General features: G+C 32.7%; 23 protein-coding genes. 17 read left to right on the forward strand and 6 right to left on the reverse strand.

All coding sequences use genetic code 11. The features are described from left to right. Positions 1 to 22: 22 nt before the first annotated feature. The 4 genes from FUA24_RS19810 (at position 23) to ettA (ending at position 3,712) form a co-directional block, all read left to right on the forward strand. Positions 23 to 895: a pirin family protein gene (locus FUA24_RS19810; protein ID WP_148544785.1), complete on the forward strand. Its 873-nt coding sequence runs from the start codon at positions 23 to 25 to the stop codon at positions 893 to 895. Positions 896 to 970: 75 nt separating this feature from the next. Then, positions 971 to 1,693: a pirin family protein gene (locus tag FUA24_RS19815; RefSeq protein ID WP_148544786.1), complete on the forward strand. Its 723-nt coding sequence runs from the start codon at positions 971 to 973 to the stop codon at positions 1,691 to 1,693. Between the two features lie 102 nt (positions 1,694 to 1,795). Next, positions 1,796 to 1,978 (forward strand): CAL67264 family membrane protein, encoded by a 183-nt coding sequence (locus FUA24_RS19820; protein WP_148544787.1) that lies wholly within the window; start codon positions 1,796 to 1,798, stop codon positions 1,976 to 1,978. A 42-nt stretch (positions 1,979 to 2,020) separates the two neighbouring features. Further along, the gene (gene ettA / locus FUA24_RS19825; protein WP_148544788.1) at positions 2,021 to 3,712 is read left to right on the forward strand and encodes an energy-dependent translational throttle protein EttA; all 1,692 of its coding nucleotides are present in this window, start codon (positions 2,021 to 2,023) and stop codon (positions 3,710 to 3,712) included. A gap of 60 nt (positions 3,713 to 3,772) precedes the next feature. Here ettA and FUA24_RS25265 read toward each other — a convergent pair whose 3' ends face one another. Further along, entirely contained in the window at positions 3,773 to 3,943 is a 171-nt protein-coding gene (locus FUA24_RS25265) for a hypothetical protein (RefSeq protein ID WP_187388332.1), read from the reverse strand. An 11-nt stretch (positions 3,944 to 3,954) separates the two neighbouring features. Then, entirely contained in the window at positions 3,955 to 4,191 is a 237-nt protein-coding gene (locus FUA24_RS19830; protein WP_148544789.1) for a hypothetical protein, read from the reverse strand. Between the two features lie 325 nt (positions 4,192 to 4,516). On the opposite strand from FUA24_RS19830, the gene FUA24_RS19835 reads away from it, so the two are divergent. The 10 genes from FUA24_RS19835 to FUA24_RS19880 all read left to right on the forward strand — a co-directional run bounded on the left by FUA24_RS19835 (position 4,517) and on the right by FUA24_RS19880 (position 15,821). Then, positions 4,517 to 5,857 (forward strand): microtubule-binding protein, encoded by a 1,341-nt coding sequence (locus FUA24_RS19835; protein ID WP_148544790.1) that lies wholly within the window; start codon positions 4,517 to 4,519, stop codon positions 5,855 to 5,857. 179 nt (positions 5,858 to 6,036) lie between these two features. Then, a complete protein-coding gene (locus FUA24_RS19840) occupies positions 6,037 to 7,104 on the forward strand; it encodes a hypothetical protein (protein WP_148544791.1) in 1,068 nt (355 codons plus the stop codon). Between the two features lie 68 nt (positions 7,105 to 7,172). Further along, positions 7,173 to 9,131, forward strand: a complete 1,959-nt coding sequence (locus tag FUA24_RS19845; protein WP_148544792.1) for an AAA family ATPase — start codon at positions 7,173 to 7,175, stop codon at positions 9,129 to 9,131. Continuing rightward, complete coding sequence (locus tag FUA24_RS19850) at positions 9,124 to 9,705, forward strand: NUDIX domain-containing protein (protein WP_148544793.1); 582 nt, start codon at positions 9,124 to 9,126, stop codon at positions 9,703 to 9,705. Before FUA24_RS19845 ends, FUA24_RS19850 begins: the two co-directional genes overlap by 8 nt. A 135-nt stretch (positions 9,706 to 9,840) precedes the next feature. Beyond that, positions 9,841 to 11,076, forward strand: a complete 1,236-nt coding sequence (locus FUA24_RS19855) for a DUF6638 family protein (RefSeq protein ID WP_148544794.1) — start codon at positions 9,841 to 9,843, stop codon at positions 11,074 to 11,076. A 67-nt stretch (positions 11,077 to 11,143) separates the two neighbouring features. After that, positions 11,144 to 11,500 (forward strand): four helix bundle protein, encoded by a 357-nt coding sequence (locus tag FUA24_RS19860; RefSeq protein WP_148544795.1) that lies wholly within the window; start codon positions 11,144 to 11,146, stop codon positions 11,498 to 11,500. Positions 11,501 to 11,544: 44 nt separating this feature from the next. Then, positions 11,545 to 12,090, forward strand: coding sequence for a hypothetical protein (locus tag FUA24_RS19865; RefSeq protein WP_148544796.1), 546 nt, complete (start codon positions 11,545 to 11,547; stop codon positions 12,088 to 12,090). A gap of 10 nt (positions 12,091 to 12,100) precedes the next feature. Then, complete coding sequence (locus tag FUA24_RS19870) at positions 12,101 to 13,786, forward strand: prefoldin domain-containing protein (RefSeq protein WP_148544797.1); 1,686 nt, start codon at positions 12,101 to 12,103, stop codon at positions 13,784 to 13,786. Between the two features lie 137 nt (positions 13,787 to 13,923). Beyond that, entirely contained in the window at positions 13,924 to 15,216 is a 1,293-nt protein-coding gene (locus tag FUA24_RS25270) for an Ig-like domain-containing protein (protein WP_187388333.1), read from the forward strand. A 110-nt stretch (positions 15,217 to 15,326) separates the two neighbouring features. Continuing rightward, the gene (locus FUA24_RS19880) at positions 15,327 to 15,821 is read left to right on the forward strand and encodes a hypothetical protein (RefSeq protein ID WP_148544798.1); all 495 of its coding nucleotides are present in this window, start codon (positions 15,327 to 15,329) and stop codon (positions 15,819 to 15,821) included. Here FUA24_RS19880 and FUA24_RS19885 read toward each other — a convergent pair. Together FUA24_RS19885 and FUA24_RS19890 are read right to left on the reverse strand one after the other, a co-directional pair. Continuing rightward, the gene (locus FUA24_RS19885) at positions 15,818 to 16,777 is read right to left on the reverse strand and encodes a bifunctional helix-turn-helix transcriptional regulator/GNAT family N-acetyltransferase (protein WP_148544799.1); all 960 of its coding nucleotides are present in this window, start codon (positions 16,775 to 16,777) and stop codon (positions 15,818 to 15,820) included. The genes FUA24_RS19880 and FUA24_RS19885 overlap by 4 nt on opposite strands. A gap of 70 nt (positions 16,778 to 16,847) precedes the next feature. Next, entirely contained in the window at positions 16,848 to 17,858 is a 1,011-nt protein-coding gene (locus FUA24_RS19890) for a formimidoylglutamase (RefSeq protein WP_148544800.1), read from the reverse strand. Between the two features lie 108 nt (positions 17,859 to 17,966). Between FUA24_RS19890 and FUA24_RS19895 the strand changes: the two genes are divergently transcribed. Next, positions 17,967 to 18,851, forward strand: coding sequence for a chromosome partitioning protein ParA (locus tag FUA24_RS19895; protein WP_148544801.1), 885 nt, complete (start codon positions 17,967 to 17,969; stop codon positions 18,849 to 18,851). A 174-nt stretch (positions 18,852 to 19,025) separates the two neighbouring features. Further along, positions 19,026 to 19,601, forward strand: a complete 576-nt coding sequence (locus FUA24_RS19900) for a Crp/Fnr family transcriptional regulator (RefSeq protein WP_148544802.1) — start codon at positions 19,026 to 19,028, stop codon at positions 19,599 to 19,601. Positions 19,602 to 19,753: 152 nt separating this feature from the next. On the opposite strand, the gene fumC is transcribed toward FUA24_RS19900, so the two are convergent. Next, positions 19,754 to 21,151, reverse strand: a complete 1,398-nt coding sequence (gene fumC, locus FUA24_RS19905) for a class II fumarate hydratase (protein WP_148544803.1) — start codon at positions 21,149 to 21,151, stop codon at positions 19,754 to 19,756. A gap of 196 nt (positions 21,152 to 21,347) precedes the next feature. Here fumC and FUA24_RS25275 point away from each other — a divergent pair, with 196 nt between their 5' ends. Beyond that, positions 21,348 to 21,524 (forward strand): hypothetical protein, encoded by a 177-nt coding sequence (locus FUA24_RS25275; RefSeq protein WP_187388334.1) that lies wholly within the window; start codon positions 21,348 to 21,350, stop codon positions 21,522 to 21,524. Between the two features lie 56 nt (positions 21,525 to 21,580). On the opposite strand, the gene FUA24_RS19910 is transcribed toward FUA24_RS25275, so the two are convergent. Then, on the reverse strand, positions 21,581 to 24,037 hold the full coding sequence (locus FUA24_RS19910) for an outer membrane beta-barrel family protein (protein ID WP_148544804.1): 2,457 nt from the start codon (positions 24,035 to 24,037) through the stop codon (positions 21,581 to 21,583). Between the last annotated feature and the right edge of the window lie 38 nt (positions 24,038 to 24,075).

Raw genomic sequence — 24,075 nt, forward strand, 5'->3', positions numbered from 1 at the left:
CTATTGTAAATAAAACAATAAAATGAAACTAAATACAATAAAAAGAGCAGGAAAGAGCCATTTTGTAAATATGGGACCAATTCGTTTGCGTCAACCGTTTCCAACGCAAGCTATCGAAATGATAGATCCTTTCATTTTGTTACACCATTACGGGCCATATCACATTAGTCCAGAAAGTAACCCTTTTGATTTGGGGCCACATCCACATCGTGGTTTCGAACCTATTACCTTTTTGGTGCAGGGAGAACAGTTGCATAGAGATTCTTTGGGTAATGAAAGTATAGTAAAAGCAGGCGATGTGCAATGGACAACGGCAGGTAGGGGAATAATTCATTCTGAGGGGCCTTCAAAATCCTTTGTAGAAAGAGGAGGCAATATAGAGGGCATTCAACTATGGCTTAATTTACCAGCAGAAAAGAAAATGATGCAGCCTAATTATCAACATGCTAAACATGATGATTTTAATGTGGTAACTTCTGAAGATAATAAGGTAGAAACACGAATCATTGCGGGAACATTGGGAAATTCATATGGTAAGATTTTAACCCAAACCGCGGTAAACGCTTTTATGATTGATGCCAAAGTTGGGGGAGAAGTTACAATACCATATAACAGCTCTCACCAAAGTATGTTATACCTGCTTAATGGAAAAGTAATTGTAAATGCTGTTGAAGCTTTAGAATTTGATAAAAACCAGTTGATGGAGTTCATGCAAGATGGCGATGGTATAAAGATTAAAGCCGAAGCCGATTCTAAATTATTATTCCTATCTGGAGAACCACTAAATGAAACCGTGGCAACTTATGGGCCTTATGTTATGAATAATCAAACTGAATTATTAGAAGCTATGAGGGATTACCAAATGGGTAAAATGGGATTTCTACCTCCAAACTAGTAGTTGAATAAAAACAAAAAGAGGATCGCGCAGTAGTGTGATATATTAAAAATTAAGATTAAAAAAGAATATACTATGAAAACAATACTTCACAGAGGAGATACAAGAGGTTTTGCAAATCACGGATGGTTAAAATCTCATCATACATTTAGCTTTGCAAGTTATCAAGATCCAGAGCGCGTAAATTTTGGAGCTTTAAGAGTTTTAAATGATGATGTTGTACAACCAAAAATGGGGTTTGGTACGCATCCGCATCAAAATATGGAAATTATTTCTATACCACTAAAAGGTGCATTATCACATAAGGATAGTATGGGAAATAAGAGGGCAATAGAAGAAAATGAAGTGCAAGTTATGAGTGCTGGTACCGGTTTAACTCACTCAGAATTTAATGATAGCAAAACAGATGAAACTAATTTTCTTCAACTTTGGATTATTCCAGAAGAAATGAATGTAGAACCACATTATGATCAAAGAAAATTTCCAGTTGAATTAAAATTAAATCAGCTCCAAACAGTAGTAGCTCCAAAAAATAAAATAGAAGGAGACGCTTTACCAATTAGTCAACAAGCGTATATCTATAAGTCTTTTTTAGAAGCGTGGAATACAATTGAATTTAATTTAAAAGACAAAAATAATGGAGCCTATGTGTTTGTTGTAGAAGGAGATATAGATGTAGCAGAAACGAATTTACTAAAAAGAGATGCAATGGGGATTTATGAAGCCGATGATTTTAAAATAAGAGCCAAAAGCAACTCAGATATTATAATTATAGAGGTTCCAATGGTTTCATTATAAGCAATTTAAACCAATAAAACAGTAAAGCATTCAAATTTTGGATGCTTTTTTTATTCAAAAATCCGATATTTGCGATTCTAACTAACTTAAATAACTCAAATTATGGCGATGAATAAAAATGCGGTTTTGGCATGGGCAACTTGGATAATGATTTTTGTAGGTGTAGGATTAATTGCATTAGGAGCGTTTAGATATGATGATGTAGCTGGATGGGGATTTGCTGCTGTTGGTATTGGTTTTTTTGCGGTAGCTTGGGTGTTTAATGCATTAAAGGGGAGAGTTTAGTCTCACCGTCTAATTTTCTAATAATCTAAAAAAGTCTAAAAAGTGAGTGACGATAAAAAGATAATCTTTTCAATGTCTGGGGTTACCAAGACATTTCAAAGCGCTAATACACCAGTTTTAAAAAACATTTATCTAAGTTTTTTCTATGGGGCTAAGATTGGGATTCTTGGTTTAAACGGTTCTGGTAAATCCACCCTTTTAAAAATCATAGCAGGAGTAGATAAAAATTATCAGGGCGATGTGGTATTTTCATCAGACTACAGTGTAGGCTATCTGGAACAAGAACCTAAACTAGATGAAGGAAAGACAGTTTTAGAAGTTGTAAAAGAAGGTGCTGCTGAAACTGTCGCTATATTGGATGAGTACAACAGTATTAATGATCAATTTGGTTTAGAGGAAGTTTATAGTGATCCTGATAAAATGGAAAAACTAATGAACAGACAAGCGGAATTGCAAGATCAAATAGATGCAGCCAATGCTTGGGAATTAGATACCAAGTTAGAAATAGCTATGGACGCTTTAAGAACACCTGACGGCGATAAGAAAATAGGCGTGTTATCTGGTGGAGAAAGACGTAGAGTGGCATTATGTAGATTATTACTTCAAGAACCAGATGTATTACTTTTAGATGAGCCCACCAACCATTTAGACGCAGAATCTGTACATTGGTTAGAACATCATTTAGCTCAGTATAAAGGCACCGTGATTGCTGTAACGCACGACCGTTATTTCTTAGATAATATTGCAGGTTGGATTTTAGAATTAGATAGAGGAGAAGGTATTCCGTGGAAAGGAAATTATTCGTCATGGTTAGACCAAAAGTCTAAACGTATGGCACAAGAAGGTAAAGCGGCTTCTAAGCGTCAAAAAACATTAGAAAGAGAGCTAGAGTGGGTACGCCAAGGCGCGAAAGGACGTCAAACTAAACAAAAAGCGCGTTTAAAGAATTATGACAGATTAATGAGTCAAGATCAAAAACAATTAGATGAAAAGCTCGAAATCTACATACCAAACGGCCCACGTTTAGGAACTAATGTTATTGAGGCCAAAGGCGTTAGTAAAGGTTATGACGACAAATTATTATACGAAGATTTAAATTTTAACTTACCGCAAGCAGGTATTGTTGGAATAATAGGTCCAAATGGTGCTGGTAAAACAACAATTTTTAGAATGATAATGGGTGAGGAGACTCCAGATAAAGGAGAGTTTGTTGTTGGAGATACCGCTAAAATCGCCTATGTAGACCAAAGTCACGCTAACATAGATCCAGAAAAGACGATTTGGCAAAACTTTAGTGATGAGCAAGAGTTAGTTATGATGGGAGGACGTCAAGTAAATTCTAGAGCGTATTTAAGCAGATTTAATTTCTCGGGGAGTGAACAAAATAAGAAAGTTAGTTTACTTTCTGGAGGAGAAAGAAACCGTTTGCATTTGGCAATGACCTTAAAAGAAGAAGGTAACGTTTTGCTTTTAGATGAGCCAACTAATGATTTAGATGTAAATACACTTCGTGCTCTGGAGGAAGGTTTAGAAAATTTTGCGGGTTGTGCCGTAGTTATTAGTCACGATAGATGGTTCTTAGATAGAATATGTACTCATATTTTAGCTTTTGAAGGAGATTCTCAAGTATATTTCTTTGAAGGAAGCTTTTCGGATTATGAAGAAAACAAAAAGAAACGTCTTGGAGGAGACCTAATGCCAAAACGAATTAAGTACAAAAAACTAGTACGATAAAATAAAAAAGCTCACTTTTCAGTGAGCTTTTTTTATGCTTTAGTATAAATGACCAGATGGTTAATAATTTGATTCTTTTTCCAAATTGTCCATTTCCTTAATATTATTGTCAAAAGTTTTCAGATTGTCTCCAATTGATTCCTCATGCTCATGAGCATACAAATGCTTTTTTGCATATAGACAAAACACTCCAAAAATTACAAAAAATAGTACTAGAATAGTAGTTTCCATAAAATAAGCCTTTATTGGTACATATGCCCACCGGTAAAATCCTTGTATTCTTCGTTTTCTTTCTTGGCTATTTCTTCGCTTATTTTATCTAAGCGCTCATTCTCTTTTTTTAAAAGACGAGATTTTCTAACTCCAAGAAGTAGTAATACACTAAAGAAAACAACGACAATAATTAATACTGTTAAAATGGCTTTTTGGCTAATTAAGGGTATGGTTGAGAGATATGTTAGTGTTAGGTTAAGTAACATAAATGGAATATTGGGTTAATAGCTTTTCAAAGATAACGATAAAATTAATCACTAAACAATTAAAAATGAAAAGAATATGAACATTAATTGTTGATGTTTTTTTACAAGCCTGTGTGTAATTTCTTTAGATTCAAGGGTTTTGAAAGGATTATGTGAGTAAAAAATCTTACATAATAATTGTGCATTTCATCGAAAACATAATATATCTGTAACAATTTAATAATAATTAATACCAATTATTTGAGCATTTACTATTTTAAAAGTCATCTTTTTTAACGAAATTGCTAGTCTATTATTATTGTACAACTTAAACAGAAACTATACTATGTCTGATGATTTTGATTTATTAGAAACCAATTCAAATGAAAAAACAGAGAAAGTAGATGTTAATTGGGGGAAAGCCATTGACACTATGAAATCTAAATTAGCACAAGAGGACGACCCAGAAGTACGTCAAAAGATATTGAATGCTACTTTAGATGATGTTGTTGATATGGCAGAGAAAGACAGAACCTCTCTTTTAGATGCTATTAAGGATTTAACAGATTATCAGGACGAAGTAGGTATTCTTTTTGAAAAGTTTTCATCACTAAATGCCACAGAACAGAAAGTAATAGATGATGCTCAAAAAGCTTTAGAAAGAGCAAGAGTTGAACTTGAAGATGCCGAGAGCAAACCAGATACTTGGTGGAATAACCTTTGGGGGCGTAAAAGCAAAATAAAAAAAGCACAAGATGAGTTAAAAATTGCTGAGAAAACAAGAGCTGCGGCCGATAATAAAGCGAAAGCAATGTTTCAAGCCCGTATAGAAAGTGCAGATGTACAGACACTATTAAGTGAGTTGTCTTATAAAAGTCAGGCTGCTGTTGGTCGTTTAAAAAATCGTGAGTTAGAAATAAAGGAAGTAGAAGACAGGTTGCAAGATGCAATTGTAGAAGCTACTAAAAATCATACTAAAGCCTTAGAGAAAAAGAAGGAAGTAGAAGCTAAACTTGAGGAGCAATATGCTTTATTAAAACAAGCTAGACAAGAGTTAGAAGATATTGCAGATAAGCAGTCTACCGAATACGCAGAAGCTATTGGTAAAGTTACTAGCCTAGAACAGAAAGTTGAGGAATTAGAAGGGCTTAAAAATGCCTATACAACATTAGCCGCAAGTAAAGATAGCTTTGTTCATAAACATAATTTAACTATTAAAGTATTAACCTCTTTACGCAGCAATTTGCAAACACATAGAGCCAAACTTAAATCGGATACAGAAGAACGGTTAAAGTATTACGATGGCTATGTAGTTGCATTAAAAGCGCGTACCGACCAAGAGTTTGCTGCTATTTTAGAGCATTTAGGAGTTAAAACAGATGAGCATATTGGAGAAACTTTAGCTGCAATGCATACCGCTAGTGCTAAAGCGAGACAGGATATGATGGACAATATCCCTGTACATGAAAAAGTAATGCAAGGGGTGTATAGTAGTTACGCTGAAGCCTTGCAAGAAATTCGCGAAAAAGATGTAGATATTCAAAAGAATTTTGCAGAGCGTTATGGAATTGATATGAAAGAAATTTTTGAAGAGTACTATAAAGCTGATGCAAATAAACCATCTGGTGATGATGCTCCAGAAGGAGACCCTAAACCAGATGCAGGAGAAGACGATTTATTATCTTAATATTAATGAGGGCGTTACCACGCTTTTCTAAGCGTGGTCAGGCTTTCCGTTGCAAGTCCGCGCTACGCTGTGGGCTTTCCTCTACAATCCTTAACGCACTTACTTGCTAATATAAGAGCAAAACTAAAATGTATTACATTCTGCTTAATAGAATTTGAATGTTTACTGAATACTGAGCAATGACAATTAACCATATAACTACACCTTTAGATTCCGCAATTTTAGATTCCAAGGAACACTATATCTTTTATCATAAAATGGTAGACTATGTGTTTAAAGAGCTTATTGTGTCGGTACAAAGACATAAGCTATTAAATACGCATGAAGTCAATATGTTTAAACAATACTGTGATTTGCTTTTGTATTCTGTAGAAGCCATGCGTATTAAATATATGTATGATGAAGAAGATAATATGAAGGTGGATTTAACAGAATCAGGATTTCCAAATTATTTAGAATTTAGATATTTATTTAACGATTTAGAGTTACGTAATGATTATTTACAAAAACTTACCCCTGTTGAAGTTTTGCAAGAGGAGTTTTTGGATACCTTAATGCGTAAAAAAGAACCTATAAAGCGTAGTAAGTTGTTTCAAGCAGCTTCAATAGTATATTATTCCTCAGTAGATAAACGCTATATTTTTAATCGGTTTGTGCAAGGTAAAATTGTTAAATCTCCAGAGGGTGCAACAACAGATTATATGACTAGCTGGAGTTTCTATGATGTAGCCAGTAACAGGCCCTTTGTTTGCTTTATGTACTTTAATTATTCGGGCTCTGATGTAAATGATGTAAAAGGAGACATTTATGACGTATTAAAAAATACAGCGGATAGAAAAATGAAGTTAGATACCATGGCTTATGGTATAGATAGAAAATTAGCCAAAGTATCACCAAAACTAATTAAGCGAGTAGATTTAGGACCATTACATAATATGTTTGCCAAAGATGAAAATGAACTTACGCATATCATCTTAGAGGGAATTAGTAAGAAAGAAATTCCATTGGAATCTTACGCTTTGTCTCTAAAAATTGATGAAGTGGCTTCTAAAAGTGAATTCAAAGAGGGGAGTTTCTTTAGCAAACAACTATTACAAAGATGGGATGATGTTTTTAGAAAAAAATATGTGTTTGCGCCTCACAGAATTATTCAGTTACTATATAATAAAACTCCAGAATTAATGAATAAATTGGCTATTCCTCCTATTGAAATGGCCGATTTAAAGATAAAAGAATTAAAAAAGTAAATAGTAATGGTCTCAATAAAATAGGACTGCTAACTATGAACTAAGACTGCAAAACTGAGAACTAAAAAATGGAACACAACTCAACTTTCCCTATAAAACAATCGGAATTAGATATGCTTCGAGATGAGGCAACATCATATTTAAAAAGTATTCAGTGGGAACAAGGTTCACGGGCCAAAAGTAGAGAAAAAGATGCTAAAGATGATTCCATTTTACTATACCTATCCAGAGCTAATAATGGCAGCAATGTAGATGTAACATCAGTTTCAAAAACAATTCTTGCACTTAAAAAACGCTTATTACCAGATTCAGTGGCTATTCCAGTCTTACTAAATCAAACACTATACGCGGTACAAGAAGGTCTTACTTTAGGCATTTGGGTTAAAGATAGTTATTCGGATGCTTCGGGTTTGTCTAGTTTAAGTGAAAATAAATCGGCTTTAGATACTAGTGGAAAACGGGAGTTTGAAAGTAAAATGCATACGGCAACTGCATTTATGTTGTTCTCAACTGCCTATAAAATTTTGCATGATTTAAAACCACATGCTTCGGATGATTTAAGCGTAATGAAACAAAAGTTTGCGGGGATTCCGGAGGTATCCTTATTGTCTCCTATAAAAGGAACTTCGTGTAGTTTGTTTTATTATGATAAATACTTGGGACATCCAGATATAATTAAATCAGACAAGGATGTTATCGATTTTACAGTAGTTTATTTTGAAGCTTTAATAGATGAAATTCAATTACGTAAAAGCAGCTTAGAGTATACTGAGACTATTGTAGACAGAACTTATAAGCTAGAAAACTCTGAGTTTGCAATTTCGGGATGGAATAATGTATTTGCAGGAACTGCAAAAAGCGTAGAGTTTAATAAAATAAAGTTTGAGCAAATAGTAGGTAATCGAGATGCAAAACACTTTGCCAGACGTTTAACTGAACGTTTATTGAGTTACGATTTTACTGCTAAAAAGAATCCTTTTCAAGAGTTAGGAGGCTTTATGCCTGTATTTATGGGATATGGTATTCCTGGTACAGGTAAAAGTATGTTAATTGCGGCTATTGCTACAAGACTTAAAGAATATTGTGATGAATTAGATATTCCATTTTTATTTCATCCGATGCCAGATACTTTGATTAGTACATTTCAAGGAGGTTCTGCAGAAAAAATGGTAGAATGGATGAAGCCATTGCAAGATCCTTCAAAATTAATTTTTGCACCTATAGACGATGCAGAGAATAATTTACAAGAGAGAACAGCCCAGGGAGTCTCAGCAGGAGTTAAAGAAGTTATAGGCGTATTTTTAAGGTACACAGAGGGCGCTTATGCAGTTAATTATGGAAATAGTTCCATAGGCCTATTCACCAACTTACCGGAAATGTTAGACAAAGCAGTGATTTCACGTGTGCAAGGACGTTTTAAAATTGATGGTGCTCGTACCGAACATGATTTCTTAGACCAAGATTATCTATGGTGGCATAAATTGGATGCGACTTTACCAGATTTTGTTAACATGCAAGGCCCAAGAGATTATACCTATCTTCAAAATCAAGGATTGGCAAAAAATATGGGAGAAATATTAAGCGCAATTGAAAAACCAACGGAAGAGCGTGTACATGAGATTTACGATACTATTGAAAAACAATTTAAATCTAATGAGCATTTGTTTTATGCCAATTTGTATAAAGCAATGCAAAAGGAGTTTCCGTTCTTTTCTTCTCGTGATGTTCGTAACATTCAAAGTGCCATTTCTTTACGATTAACAGATTTTGACTTAGAAGATGATTGGTTTGAAAATCCGGAAATCTATTTCAAACAAGACTATGATACCAAATTTAATATGCTGCAGGAATTAATGCGAGGAAATATGAAAGGTTTGGATTTTTCTGAAATTAGGAGGCAAGAGGTTGTTCGCTATTTAGATAACGTTGCCACTATTGCAGATACAGATTTTAAACGAAAAGTAGATGCTAGAGTAAATCAATTAAATATTGAAATGGAAGCAAGAAAAACTTTTGAGAATGAGTAATAAGATTAAAAATATACAAAAGGCATTACTTTCGGATAATTATTACATTCTTAATAAAGTGAGTTTTGATTATTTAATGAAAGACGGTCGTTGGGTTAATACAATGCGCGAAGTATACGATAGAGGAGATGGTGCAGGTATTTTACTTTACAATAAAGAAAAGAAAACTGTAATACTCACTAAACAGTTTAGAATGCCAACTTTTATGAATGACAATGAAGATGGTTTTCTAGTTGAGGTAGCTGCTGGTATGCTAGATAAGGACAATCCTGAAGAGTGTATTATTAGGGAAACGGAAGAAGAAACAGGGTATAGACTAAAAAAAGTTAAAAAGGTTTATGAGAGCTATTCTTCACCTGGCGTACTAACAGAAAAAATGCACTTCTTTGTTGGTGAGTATACAGATAATATGAAAGTACATGAAGGAGGAGGTTTAGATAACGAACAAGAGGATATTGAGGTATTAGAAATGCCTTTTAATGAAGTCGTTGATAAACTACACAATGGTGAAATTGTAGATACCAGAACTATAGTTTTGATACAATATGCTATTATTCATAAGTTAATAGAATAATTTTGTATTCCCGGTAGAACCGGAATTTAATAATCTAATAGAGTTTTGTAATTCCTATGAATCCCTATGAACACAGGTAAGGAATCCACAAAAATATTATAAATAAAGAGATTACTGCTTTCGCAGGAAGTAGAAATGAAAAAACTAATAGAAGCCAATTTATATAAAAGCGAATTAATTCCAGTTAGCGGTAAACTGGTGGAGCGTTATAATAAATGCCTAATAAAACTTGGTTTTACACCAACAAAATTAAAGAACTTTTTAATTGATGGTATTGGTTGGAGCCCCGAAATTGCTGAAGAAAAGAATAACGTAAACTATTTAAATAATGGCGAAGCCAACCCTCATGGTATTATAATTTCTCCTCTGCAAAAAGGAAAACCGGTGTACTTACCCTTCCATACATTTGATAGGGATATGATGCAGTATATATTTAAGGTATATGAGGATAAAATAAAGGACATCACTAGAGATTCGGCTATTTGTATTGATTTCGATCAGAAGATAGATGCCTTTTATGAACCTTTAGATATCTTAAAATACGGAACGATACATATTAACTTTCATTTAATGAATAATTTGTATCATCAACAAAAAGAACAATTTCAATTAATAGAGAAGTTTAAAAGAAATCAAAATTTTATTGATGAAACCATTCATGCAGAAATATTGGATTCTGTTAAAGCTTATGGCGATTTACGAGATAGAGACCTTGAACTTCCAGGAATAGATTTTTCAGTTAGTTCATTTTATACTAGAGCGTTTGGTGGTGTTTATGTTTTAAGAGATTTTATATCGCCTATAGTGGTATTTGAAAATGAAAAATGGCATAAAGAAGCTATTAAGGATACGAACCATGACGTATTTATTTTTCATATTGAGCAAAATGAATTAATGATAAAACTTCGCGATCATATGATTATTGAGTATAATCTGGAAAGAGAAGTTAAAACAGATAGATATGAGCGTATAAAAAAATACGAAATGGCCTTAAGTGTTCAAAAACCAGAACATCCTATAAAAGATATTTTAAACAACCCAATTTTGTATAAAAGCTATTTAAACAAGTTAGATATTGAGTCTCGAAAAAAGGTAATGAGTGTAGAACGCTACTTGGAAAAGTTAGAAACAAGCAATCAATATAAAATTGCCGATATAGTAGATCCTAAGCTATTTGAGGCATTGCATAAACCGCATTCGTCGTTAGAAGCTAAACATCAAGATTTAATTTGGAAATTGCTCGTAAATGTAGCTCCTAAAGACGTGCTATATTGGTATTGGTATGATAAAGAAGATTTTTATAGTAGTTATAAAAATTGGGATGATTCCTTAAAAGAGTGGGTAATAGAGACTATTAGTAACAATATTTAGAATAGATAGACTAATAAGACAGAAGCTGGAAGATAGAAGGTAAATTAGGTATTATTATAATTATTAAATGAAATTTAAGTTTGAAGATTTAATTATTTGGCAAAAAAGTATGGACTTAGGAGAAAATATGAATGATATAGCTGCCAAGTTACCTAAAGAGGAGATGTATAATTTATCATCCCAATTGAGAAGAGCTGCTGATTCTGTTGCTTTGAATATTTCTGAAGGTTCTATTTTACAATCAGGTCCTGAATTTAGAAGGTTCTTAGGGTATTCCATACGTTCAATAGCTGAGGTAGTAACCTGTCTTCATAAGTCTAGAAGAAGAAAGTACATTAATGAAGAAACTTTTTTAAGTTATTATAAAGACTGTTTTGATTTGATGAATATGACTATAGCATTTAGAAACAAGATAAAAAATTAAACAAACTTCAAGCTTCGTACTTCGTCGCTTCTAACTTATAAAATATGGGACTAGAATTAGTAATTTTTATCGGAGCAATTTTATTAGGAATTCTTTTATATTGGAGAGAATCTCAAGGCAATAAAGTGTATAGATTTTTTAATAAAATCTTTAATAGCAAAGAATTGCAAATGAAACCAGAGGATAAAAAAGGCTTCATTTATAAGCAAGCATTCTTGCCTAGGTTGGTTTATGTTGTTGGGATACTTTTATTAATTGGTTTAGTATTGCAGTTTTTAACACCATTTCAACTTTTTACTTCGTATAATGGTATTTCAGCTTTTTCATCTGTGGTAGTAGGTATTCTGTTAGGAACCTATGTGGCAAACTTTGTTTTAAAGTCGGGTAAAGTAATTGAAGAAAAAACTGATTCTATAGAAGATATGGTTAATGATGCGGTAGAAAAAGGAAAAGATATTATAGAAGATATAAAAACTAGAGATAATGATAATGTGACACAGAGTGAAGAGCAGGTGTCTCAAGAGGAAGAAGATAAAGGAGAGAAAAAGAGCGCTAGAGAGCGTTTAAAAGATAAAGGATACTTAAAATAGATAAATCATCATGATAAAATCTTATTGGAATAAAGGCGCTAAACAAAAGAGAAATACTATTATTTGGGCACTTGTTTTACTCATTTTACTTTTTGTATTAAGAGATTATTACCAACCTGCACTTTTATTTATTAGAAAATTCATTTTTGTAATTCTTTTAAGTGTTTTAGTGTTATTCTTCGGTTTAAGAAGGTTTAGAAAGACAGCAAGTACTGGTGGTAGACTAGGTATACTTGGTGTATTAGTAGTTTTTTTCGGAATACTATACGTTATAGGTTGGCATTACAAGATGTACGATTATATGAGAACATATAATGTTTTCAATAATTTGAATAGAGTAGAAATTAATGAATTACCCCTTACTCAAAATGAACGTATTCAACCTTTAAGAAATATCTTTTCTATGGCAAATGAGAGTGTGGGAGAAACTAAAGATGTGTCTTTGCCGCATTTAGTGAGAATTGGTGATGAAAATAAATGGACAATGGCCATACAACCTACAGAGAAATATGTATGGCAGGGTATTACGGATAATACCGAAGAAGTATTTTCAGTATCTAGTACAACACCCTTTCCAAGGTTTTCCAGTGAAAACAGAATTCCTGTGACCTTCTCTATAGGAGAATCTTTAAAGTTTAGCAGAAATACGTATAACGCGGTTGTTCAGCGTTTTAATGTTTTGCAACTATTTACTTTAGAACCCAGTGATACGTATTACATGAAAAATGATGATGGGCAATGGGTACAAGTGGTAAGCCTCATAAAATGGAAGGGATTTTTATTTCCCTACCCATCTTTTGGTGGTGTAATGATTATTGATAATGGTGAACACGATTTTAAGGATTATTTAGAACGTATTGCTATTGGCAAAGGAACTTATGTGAGTCCGGAGAATATGAAGAATTACCCTTATTTAACAAGACAAAACACTTTGGCTGAAAAAGTATCGCGCCTGCAAGCGGAATCTTTAAAATTTTTAGGGGGATTTAGTGATCCGTTACCATGGAATATGAAGACAGCAGTTAAAATTCCAGATTTACCAAATGACCAAAATCAACAACCCTTTGTAACGGATTTTGATTTTAGTGATACAGATTCTGATGCTTATAGTGGATTATATCACTGGTTTGGATTAGAGCCCGTGGGAGATGAACGCACAAGTTTAACATTTAGCGTGTTCATTCCTGCCGACGGAACAGATAAATTGTATTATTACGATCATGCCGCTAAAAAACAGGGGTATGCAGGTGTTTCTGCCATGCCTTTAAAAGTTATTGAATCTAGAAAAGAATTCGATTGGTCTGTGAATAAACCGGTTGAATTTAGACCCTATATAAAAGATATTGCGGGAAGAAAGCGTATGTTCTTTTTAGGAACTATTTCGGCCATAAGAGATAATGAAGCCGAAAAGTTTGATGGTTCTGCTACACCAGATTTAGCATTGGTTGATAGTGAATACAGAGATGTAGTATGGATTGATGTAAAACACCCAAGTAGATGGGATAAATCTGTTTATGACCAACTTGGTGAAGCTTGGAGGTCAAGTGAAGGTATTGGCTATTACTTCGCCGAAGAGAAAACAGATGATACTGATGTAATAAAAACAATCGGTGATTCACTTTCAATTAAAACTGAAAAAGAAATTCAAATAGAAAATTTACAGAAGAAGATAGATTCTATTAAATCTGCAGACTAATAGAGTAATTTATTTTTTGTCTAGTTTTTATCTAGTAGTTTTAACTACTGGCCAGAACATTTGTTTTCCTTGAATAACCATACGTTTTAGTCCTGCGCTAATGTGACACTTAATTTTGCTAAAAACAGTTAAGCAAAATGAAAATATTCACTAAACAAAAAACGTATTTAATAGTCTTATTTGTCTTTCTACTGGCTTTTATTAGTTGTAGTAGTGGTTCTAGTGAACCAAAGTCTGATGATGACCCAGTAGTTGTAGATGATATGCCAACAACTACAAATGATAACCTTACAGTAAATGAAGACAGTGGAGCGGGTACTTCGAATCAAATTGATGTTTCCCAAAATGATGATATTGGAAATGATGGAGGAGATTCCGATAATTATGCATTAAAAACCAATGCTTCTAATGGAAATGTAACAGAAGTAAGTGATGGTGTATTTGAATACATTCCAAATGCTAATTTTAATGGAAGCGATAGTTTTGTTTATACTATTACAGATAAAGATGGCGATACGGCCGATGGTACCGTAAATATTACTGTAAATGACATACCTGAGGGACCAACGGCGGAAGATTTCAATAACATTGACCCTAACTTCCCATCTTTTGTTTCTATAGATGATACAACTCCTGATGGAAAAAAATGGGTTAAACATGAATCTATGTCTGATGAGTTTGATACTTGGAACTCCAGCAAATGGTTTAAATCTACATGGAATTATGGTGTGCCTGTATTCATGTCATCATCCAATACCAATTCTGGTGTTACAGACGGGAAATTATGGATTAAAGCTACATTAAATGAAGCTAATGCAGACGGTAGATGGTTCCAAACAGCTAGAATACATTCTAAAGCCGAAACCAAGTATCCTATGTATACAGAAGCTAGAATTAAAACAGCTCATATTTCGGCTTACAATACGTATTGGTTGAACAATGGCGATATAAACAATAGAGATGAAATCGATATTATTGAAAACAACTCTAAACCTTCTTGTACTAATTGTGAAGCAGAGATATTCCCTGAACGAATGAACTCTCAATATTTTCAAGCGGATGAAAACGAAACCCCTCAAACGGTTAGAAATAAAGGTACTTTTCTTAGATCTGGGTTAGTAGATGCTAATCCTCTTAAAAATAAAGGATGGAATGAAGATTATCATACATATGGCGTTTGGTGGAAAGACTCTAAGAATATTCAGTTTTACTTAGATGGAGAACCTGCGGGAAGCGTTGTGGTTGGACAACATAATGACGGACAAACTTACAACAGAGAGTTTACGCGAGATTTAGAAATAATATTCGATTTATGGACCAATGAGGCAGGTTGGCTTGGAGGATTACCTCCAAAATCAGACTTAGGAGATGATAGTATTAATACAATGCGTATTGACTGGGTAAGGACTTGGAAACTAGAAGATGAATAAACTTTAATAAATAGTTTAATAACATAGGCCGAGGGACATACATTGTTTCTCGGCCTTTTTATTCCTGTAACATTGAAGCTTTAAAATAGACTAATAAACAAAGGTCTATTATGGCAGGTTATATGGGATTTGGGATGCAAAAGTGGATTTATTCAAGAAACCCACGAAGAAAACTCTATAAGAGAGATAGAATTCCAGCGTTCACAGCATTAGATAGCTATTCAAGAACGTTTGCTTTAAAACCTAGTATTGGAGAGAATAAAGTGGTTAGAGGTGCTATCACGCTTTTTTTTATTTTATCCTTAATAGTTATTCTTGTTCCTATTACTAAAATGTTTACTCAATATTCTAATAATCACGCTAAGGCAGTTTATAAACACCAGCAAATTAGGAATGAAAAAGACTTTAATTTTTTAGTAAGCTCTGGGAAGACTAGATTATCTCAGAATAGAGTTATAGGAGCGTATAGTGAATTTAAATTAGCCTATGCAATTAATAGCAAAGATAAAGCGCTTAATGATTTAATATTACAGACTTTAACCATCCTTTGTGAAAACAATAATAAGTTTTGTGAAGAACTAGACGCTATGTTACAACAGCCCTAGAAAACCAGTTCCATTTTGATATCACTCCTAACATAAGGAGAATTTGTTTCTAAATCAATTTCAACAAATCCGTATTTTCTATATATGTAAATGGCATTTTCTAGAACTCTATTAGAATACAACACTAGTTTTGGTAACCCCATTTCGTCCTTTGCATAGTTAATACAGTAATCTAATAATTGTTGACCAATTTTTTTTCCTCTATGTTTAGGTGAGACGGCCATTTTAGTTAGCTCAAATAGGCCTTCATTTCCAATTGGCATTAGGGCTACAGTACCAACAATTTCATCATTAATTTTAGCAAAAAAGATGTGCCCACCTTTCCCAATGATGTATGTGTCAGGCTTACTTAAAACGTCTTCATCATAAGGCTCAACAACAAAAAAAGCTTTTAGCCACTCAATATTTAATTCATAAAAGTTTTTTGCATATTCGTTTTTGTAGAATTCGAATTCAATGATTTGATTTTCAGTGGTATTCATTTTAATATGATTAATTATAGTTTCGCTAAAGCCTTTATCCATTAGTTTATTTTCAATTTTATTAATGGTGTCTATTAAGGAGTTAGAATTATGTGTAGTTATATCTTTAATTACAAAGTCTATGCTCTTCCAAAGAGGTTTTAGCTTGTTTAGTGTTTTTTCGCCCTTATCGGATAAGAAGATTATTTTTTTTCGTTTATCAACTTCATCTGATTTAAATAATATGTAACCTTTAGCATCTAATTTATTTATGGCTTGCGTAATAGCAGGTTGAGTGTAACTCAGAGAATTTTGTATTTCTGTATTGGTTACACCATTTTTGGTACTTATTATTCTAAAAATGGGGAAGAGGTAGGGATCAAAATCAACGTTATAATAATCGTATACTATTTGCGTGTCTTTCATTAATTGCTCACTTAGCCTTTTTAATCTAGAGCCTATTCCTAGCTCACCGAAACCTCTTAATGCATCCATTTTTAATTATATCATTATTTATATAAGTACTTATGTAAATATAATAAAATTATTCAAACTCCAAGTTTAATTAGGCCTTAATAAAATCGATAATCAAATAAGTAATGAGTTTACCAATCTGTTTTTTTGATTTCTTTTTGGGTGAGGCTTCGCATATATGAAGATATTTTGCATTATCATGAGCTCCAAAGAAATTTACAAACTTTCTTGCTTTTTTTACGCTAAAACCGCTAGGGGTCATTGCGCTAGAAGGTACATTTGTAATAGCATCACAATCAATTTCGATCCCAAATGCACCCTTAGAAATATGACTTAATGCCGTTTCCATCTCCTTTCTAAACTTTTTTTCTCTTCTAATTTCTATACTTTCAAATGTGTTGAATTTAACTGCTTTGACTAAATTTAAAGTTGAAATGGTTTTTTCGGAGGTGTAGTTTTCATGTAAACCGAAAACAAAGTACTTATTTAAGAAACCTTCCGCATATGCGTAACTAAACCCATTACCACTATGTCGGCCTTCTTCTGGTCTAAAATCAGAATGGGCATCAAGATTTATGGCACTTACGGTTTCATTTAAAGCCAAAGCTGTCCCTTTTATATTACCATAGGCATTATTATGTCCACCACCTACAATTATTGGCTTTTTACCAGCTGAAACAATTATGTTAACTAAAAACGCAACATGTTTGTCAATGCTTTTAACAAGTTGTCTAGCTCTTTTAATATGGTTTCTATCCTTAGAATTGAATTTAGAGACCTCCTCTAATTCTTCACCAAAATCTAAATGTCCAAGAACTAAAACTTTTTTGGCCTTGGTATATTGGTTGCTTTGAATATTTAATAAAATTTTTAAAGTAGCGTCCCAAGCCTTTGAAGTCCCGGGATTACCATAATTAGCAAACACGCCTATATCCTCTTGAATTCCAAAAATTACATATTCAACATCTAAATTTAAAAGTTGCTCGTATATGTTAGAAATGCCAGATAATAATTTGACATGTTGACCAAATTTTGATTCGCCAGAGCGTTTACTAATGAGCTTATTTCTAGTAGAATTATCTAATAAAATGAGTTTATCCATTTGGGAAAATTATAGAATAAAAATAAGTGAAATTGTTATAATTGCATAAAATAAAACAAGAGAGAACAAAAAAGATTTAACTTAATCTAACATTTAAAAACAAGTATTATGGGAGAAAACAAAAGTAACACAGGTCTTAAGATAGCGTTAGGAGTTGCCTTAGCTTTATTTTTAGGAGTAGGATTCTACACTATGAATTTATATAGTGACAGTAAAAAAGTAGAAAAAGAACTAATTGATGAAAAGAAATTGGTAATGAACGATTTAGATGTAATGGCTAAACAATATGATGAAGCTATTGCAGAAAATACTGCCAGTAAACAAGATTTAGTTCAGGCAAGAGAACGTATTCAAGGATTAATAGATTCTTTAAAGTTATCTGAAAATAATGTAAAGAGTTTATGGAGATATAAAAAGAAGTATTTATCGCTTCAAAAAGAAATGGATGCGCTTTTAGCTTTAAATGATTCACTAAGACTGGAGAATTCTTATTTAGCTACTTCTTTAGATTCTACAAGAGTTAAGCTTGAAGAGAATACCATGTTTACAGATTCTTTATTGGTACAAAACACAGCTTTAGCAGAAGTTGTTGAAAATGCCGCTATTTTAAGTACTGTTGGTTTAAAAGGTTTTGGTGTAATTGAGAGAACTTCAGGAAAATTAATTCCAACGGAAAGAGCTAGTAGAACCGATAAAATTAGAGTATGTTTTACGGTAGCTAAAAATAGTTTAGTACAATCAGGAGATCAAGAATTATATGTACAAGTAATAGATCCAAAGAATAACACTTTAGGTTTAAACAAGCAAGTACAATTTGATGAAAAGACATTAAACTACAGTATTATTAGTAAGTTTAATTATGAAAATTCAAACCTTAACATTTGTGAGTTTGTAGCTTCTAAAGGCAAAGAGAAATTTGAGAAAGGAAGATACGTGGTAAATGTATTTAATCATAAAGATTTAGTTTCTTCATCTGAGTTTACTTTGAAGTAGAACGATAATAGCAATTAAATAAAAGCCTTAAGATTTTTACATCTTGAGGCTTTTTTATTACCTTAATTTCACAACTAATCAATTATATTTACCTCTAGTAGAAAAATTTTAATGACGGCTAATAAAGGTATTATATTAGGAATCCAAAATACCCTAACTTAATATTTTTACTTAATGCATCAGAACTATGAGTACTTAAAGAAATTCGCAGATATATCTGAGGAGACTTTTAACGAAATTGCTGAAATTACCGAATTTAAAAGAATTGAAGCTGGTACCCAAATAGTTAAATTAGGAGAAGTACCTACCAAAATTTATATGTTGGTTTCCGGATTCATGAGATGTTATTTAACAACAGAATCTGGTAAAGAATATAACAAATCCTTTTATCTACCCATAAGTTTTATAGGATCCTTAACTGCTTTATTATCAAATAAACCATCAATGCTTGTTTTTGAAGCGTTATCGGACTGTAAACTTTATGAAATAGATTATAAAAAGTTTAAAGGCATTTGCGAACGAAATATAAAACTAAACACTTTACATTCTAAAGTATTGGAATATGTTTATGTAAAATATGAAAAAAGATTGATAGAATTAATGTCTCTAGATGCCACAGAAAGGTATTTAGCATTAAAGAAAGAAATTCCAGATGTGGACGAAAAAATTCCACAATACCAAATAGCATCTTATTTAGGAATTACAGCCGTTCAATTAAGTAGAATAAGAAAAAAAATTGACAGCAATTAACATTTGTTAACAACTAAGACTTTGGTAAATGATATATTTGACCCGATTTCCTTTCACAAGTGTAAAAGTACAAAGGATTGATAGCTAACCAACCAAAAAAAACAGGTAATTTATTACCTGTTTTTTTTATTCTAATATATTGTTGAAGTTACTTATTTTAAACTTCCTACCATATCTTCTGGTTTTACCCACTCATCGTATTCCTCTGCGGTTACATATCCTAAATTAATAGCTTCTTCCTTTAAAGTTGTACCATTTTTATGAGCAGTATTAGCTATTTCGGCAGCTTTATAATAACCTATTTTCGTATTAAGTGCCGTAACAAGCATTAAAGAATTATTAAGTAGCCTTTCAATAGTTGCGTGGTTAGGCTCAATACCTACTGCGCAATTAACATCAAAGCTTACACAGGCATCTCCAATTAATTGAGCAGATTGTAATACGTTATAAGCCATTACTGGTTTAAATACGTTTAACTCATAATGTCCTTGAGTTCCTCCAACAGAAACGGCTACGTCATTACCTATAACCTGAGCACAAACCATAGTCATAGCTTCACATTGTGTAGGATTTACTTTTCCAGGCATAATAGAACTCCCTGGTTCATTAGCAGGAATGATAATCTCACCAATACCACTTCTTGGTCCCGATGCCATCAATCTAATGTCATTAGCAATTTTGTTTAATGAAACAGCTAGCTGCTTTAATGCGCCGTGAGATTCCACCAAAGCATCATGAGCTGCTAAGGCTTCAAATTTATTTGGAGCTGTAACAAAAGGTAGGTCTGTAAACTCAGCAATATATTCAGCCACACGTTTATCATATCCTTTAGGCGTATTTAAGCCTGTTCCAACTGCAGTTCCGCCTAATGCCAATTCACTTAAATGAGGTAATGTGTTTTCTAAAGCTTTTAACCCGTGGTTTAATTGCGCCACGTAACCCGAAAGCTCTTGGCCAAGCGTAATTGGAGTAGCATCCATTAAATGTGTTCTACCAATTTTTACAACATCTTTAAATGCCTTAGATTTAGATTCTAAAGTATCTCTAAGTTGTTTTACACCAGGAATTGTTGTTTCCACAATTTTTTTATAGGCAGCAATATGCATTCCAGTAGGGAAGGTGTCATTAGATGATTGCGATTTATTTACATCATCATTGGGTTGAATGGTTTTATCTCCTTCACCAATAACTTTTCCTGCTATTTGGTGCGCTCTATTAGCAATAACTTCATTAACGTTCATATTACTTTGTGTACCAGAACCAGTTTGCCAAACCACTAAAGGGAATTGATCATCATGTTTACCTTCTAGTATTTCATCACAAACCTGAGCAATTAAATCGCGCTTTTCAATAGGTAAAACACCTAATTCACAATTTGTATATGCCGCTGCTTTTTTCAAATAAGCAAATCCATAAACAATTTCTAAAGGCATTGATGCTGCTGGACCAATTTTAAAGTTGTTTCTAGATCTTTCTGTTTGCGCACCCCAAAGTTTATCGGCAGGTACTTTTACCTCGCCCATGGTGTCTTTTTCTATTCTGAAACTCATAGTCTTATTTAATTATAATGAGTGACAAATTTACTTTTTTTCAAGGGTTTATGGACATGATTTTTGTTAGTTTTTAGGGTGTTTTTTTGAGAATTTTTCATGGTTAAAAACTCTGTTAATAAAATTTGGTTACATATTGTATAACCCGTAGTCTTGTATTATCTTTGCAACAGTTTTAAAAAGATAACTTACAATTATGTTTGAATTTGATCAATATTTAGGATTTTTAGCTTTCTTAACCATTTTAACTATCGGATTCTGGTTAATGATATTTTTATTAACGTTTGTAATCCCTTATTGGATTGGAGGTTCTTTAATTGAAAGATTAAAAGAAATTAAAGAAGAGAGAAAAGCTAAGCGTCAACAAGCTTAACATAATTAATAGATAAATAAAAAGGAAGCTAATTTTAGCTTCCTTTTTTTATGCTCTTACATATCCATTCCTCCACCGTCAAATCCTCTATTCTGACGTTCTCTCTTTTTCTTTTGATTAAATCTATAAGTGAAAGCTAAATTAAATATTCTTCCTCCTCTAAATTGAATTTCTTGATAAGCGGTAAAAGTCTCAGCTGTTATGTCATTACTAAAGAATGCACTATTAAATATATCTCTTACGCTAAGTGCTAAGGAAGCTTTTTCGTTAAATAAATCCTTACTAAATGCCAAATTAGTCGAGAAGATACCTTTTCTATCATTTTGAGCATCTTGACTTGGTGCCCTATAATTTAAATTTGTTTGCCAATCTATATCGTAAGGAAGTGTTAGCTTATTACTTATCCTGGCTCTCCAAGTAAGGTTATCAGCAGACAAATCTACTCCGTTAAAATTTCCATCTCGTTTAAAATTGTAAATATTAAAGTCTGTATTAATACGCCATTTTCTGGATGGACTATAATTTAAGTTAAATTCAAAACCTAGGCGTTTATCTGTTGCAATATTAACTGGTCCTCTTTCAATAACAGGGAATTCTTCACCATCTACCTCAACAGATTCTCCAGTTCTTCTACTTACAAAAGTAATAACGTCATCTGCATGTGAATAATAAATGGATGAAGATATAGTGAACTTGTCAACCCTATTTAGGTAACCAATCTCAAATGTACTTGCGTAAGAAGGTATTAAACCAGGGTTCCCTTGAAAAACATTAGTAACACTAGAACGAGAGGGAAAAGGGTTTAGCATAAAACCTCTTGGTCTTCTTATACGCCTATTATATCCTATACTTACACTTTGTTTTTCATTAAACTCATAGTTTAAATTAACTGTAGGGAACAAACCAAGTAAGTTTTGTTTACTCAAATCACCTGTTGTTGGTTGATCTAGAGTTAGCCTAGTATTTTCTAATCTTAACCCAAATAAATAAGAAAATTTTCCAATTTTACTGCCAAATTGGGAATAAACAGCCGTAATGTATTGTTTGAATTTAAATATATTAGTAACATCATTATTAATTTCAAATACTCCTGTATCACTATCTAGAATAGATACTTCAAAATCAGTATCTCTTGTATTAAAATCGCCTCGAAAACCTAATTCAAATCTACTTTTTTCACCCAAAGGCAACACATAATCCGATTGAAGTAATATGTTGCTTTGGTCGTTTAATGTTGTAACTATTTCGGAGTCAATACCATCAATTCCAATGATTGAGTTCTCATCAGAGTCACTGTTTTCATACTGAAAATCAAATGATAACTTATGGTCTGTTTTCTTAAAATTCTTGGTAAAGTTTACTGCATATTGAATAGTTTTAGAATCCTGTTGTTCTGGATCTGTTCTTATACTTTGAGACGTCGTATTATTTATTTTATCAAATTGATTTAACTTATTTGTCGAGTTGTTTTCATTAGAGTTATTTCTGTAAACAATGGAAGAGGTTAACGAGGCTGAGTCATTAATATACCATTCAATACCGGTATTCGTTGTAATACCTTGGCGATTATCTATCCAATTTCTTCTTTCGTCTAAATCGGGTGTATTAATATCAAAATATTTTACATCATTATACCATCTACCCAATCGTTCAGTATTATTATAGGCAGTAGTATTAAAAATATTAACGTTTCCAGTCCTATAATTAATATTACCAGAAATACCATAGGATTCTGGGTGTCCTACATTCGTGGTTATAGATCCGTTTAAACCTTGCAATTTACTGCGTCTTAGAATAATATTCAAAATACCTGCAGTACCCTCTGCTTCGTATCTAGCAGAAGGCGAAGTAATAACTTCAACTTTTTCAATAGCTTCTGCTGGTAATTGTCTTAGAGCATCGGTAGAATCGAGCCCCACAAGTCCAGAGGGTTTACCATTAATCAAAATACGTACATTGTCATTACCCCTTAGCGCAATACTTCCGTCTGCATCTACCGAAACGGAAGGCACATTATCAAGAACATCACTAACGTTGCCACCACTAACGGTTAAATCTTTACCAACATTGTAAATCTTTTTATCCAATTTAATTTCAACAGTCGTTTTTTCTGCAATTATTTCTACTTCTCCTAAAGACTCAACATCTAGTTCTAATGCTATAACTCCCAGATTTAGATCCTTAAAGATCTGCCGGTTGTAAATTTTTTGAGTTTTAAAAGAGATATATTCAATAGAAATATCATAGACACCCTTGGGCACAGGTATGTTAAAATTTCCATTGATATCAGAAATTCCGCCAGTAGTTATTTTGTTTTCTTTTTTACTAAAAAAGGATATTGTGGCATATTCCAAAGGAGCATTGGTTTCTTTATCTATAACTTTACCTTTAACGATAAGGTCTTTGCCAGAGGAAAAGTCAGGTTTAGAACTGTCTTTATTCGGATTTGGTTGTGCGTAATTTATAGATACATAAAAACATAGGAGTAGCCAGTTTGTTAGCAGGTTTTTCATCAAAAAGTTTAATGGTTTAGACTGCTAAATTAACCTAA

This window comes from Seonamhaeicola marinus (genome assembly GCF_008085455.1).

Coding starts and splice junctions, on each gene's coding strand:
- FUA24_RS19810 (WP_148544785.1), top strand. CDS start 23: ATGAAACTAAATACAATAAAAAGAGCAGGAAAGAGCCATTTTGTAAAT.
- FUA24_RS19815 (WP_148544786.1), top strand. CDS start 971: ATGAAAACAATACTTCACAGAGGAGATACAAGAGGTTTTGCAAATCAC.
- FUA24_RS19820 (WP_148544787.1), top strand. CDS start 1,796: ATGGCGATGAATAAAAATGCGGTTTTGGCATGGGCAACTTGGATAATG.
- FUA24_RS25265 (WP_187388332.1), bottom strand. CDS start 3,943: ATGGAAACTACTATTCTAGTACTATTTTTTGTAATTTTTGGAGTGTTT.
- FUA24_RS19830 (WP_148544789.1), bottom strand. CDS start 4,191: ATGTTACTTAACCTAACACTAACATATCTCTCAACCATACCCTTAATT.
- FUA24_RS19835 (WP_148544790.1), top strand. CDS start 4,517: ATGTCTGATGATTTTGATTTATTAGAAACCAATTCAAATGAAAAAACA.
- FUA24_RS19840 (WP_148544791.1), top strand. CDS start 6,037: ATGACAATTAACCATATAACTACACCTTTAGATTCCGCAATTTTAGAT.
- FUA24_RS19845 (WP_148544792.1), top strand. CDS start 7,173: ATGGAACACAACTCAACTTTCCCTATAAAACAATCGGAATTAGATATG.
- FUA24_RS19850 (WP_148544793.1), top strand. CDS start 9,124: ATGAGTAATAAGATTAAAAATATACAAAAGGCATTACTTTCGGATAAT.
- FUA24_RS19855 (WP_148544794.1), top strand. CDS start 9,841: ATGAAAAAACTAATAGAAGCCAATTTATATAAAAGCGAATTAATTCCA.
- FUA24_RS19860 (WP_148544795.1), top strand. CDS start 11,144: ATGAAATTTAAGTTTGAAGATTTAATTATTTGGCAAAAAAGTATGGAC.
- FUA24_RS19865 (WP_148544796.1), top strand. CDS start 11,545: ATGGGACTAGAATTAGTAATTTTTATCGGAGCAATTTTATTAGGAATT.
- FUA24_RS19870 (WP_148544797.1), top strand. CDS start 12,101: ATGATAAAATCTTATTGGAATAAAGGCGCTAAACAAAAGAGAAATACT.
- FUA24_RS25270 (WP_187388333.1), top strand. CDS start 13,924: ATGAAAATATTCACTAAACAAAAAACGTATTTAATAGTCTTATTTGTC.
- FUA24_RS19880 (WP_148544798.1), top strand. CDS start 15,327: ATGGCAGGTTATATGGGATTTGGGATGCAAAAGTGGATTTATTCAAGA.
- FUA24_RS19885 (WP_148544799.1), bottom strand. CDS start 16,777: ATGGATGCATTAAGAGGTTTCGGTGAGCTAGGAATAGGCTCTAGATTA.
- FUA24_RS19890 (WP_148544800.1), bottom strand. CDS start 17,858: ATGGATAAACTCATTTTATTAGATAATTCTACTAGAAATAAGCTCATT.
- FUA24_RS19895 (WP_148544801.1), top strand. CDS start 17,967: ATGGGAGAAAACAAAAGTAACACAGGTCTTAAGATAGCGTTAGGAGTT.
- FUA24_RS19900 (WP_148544802.1), top strand. CDS start 19,026: ATGCATCAGAACTATGAGTACTTAAAGAAATTCGCAGATATATCTGAG.
- fumC (WP_148544803.1), bottom strand. CDS start 21,151: ATGAGTTTCAGAATAGAAAAAGACACCATGGGCGAGGTAAAAGTACCT.
- FUA24_RS25275 (WP_187388334.1), top strand. CDS start 21,348: ATGTTTGAATTTGATCAATATTTAGGATTTTTAGCTTTCTTAACCATT.
- FUA24_RS19910 (WP_148544804.1), bottom strand. CDS start 24,037: ATGAAAAACCTGCTAACAAACTGGCTACTCCTATGTTTTTATGTATCT.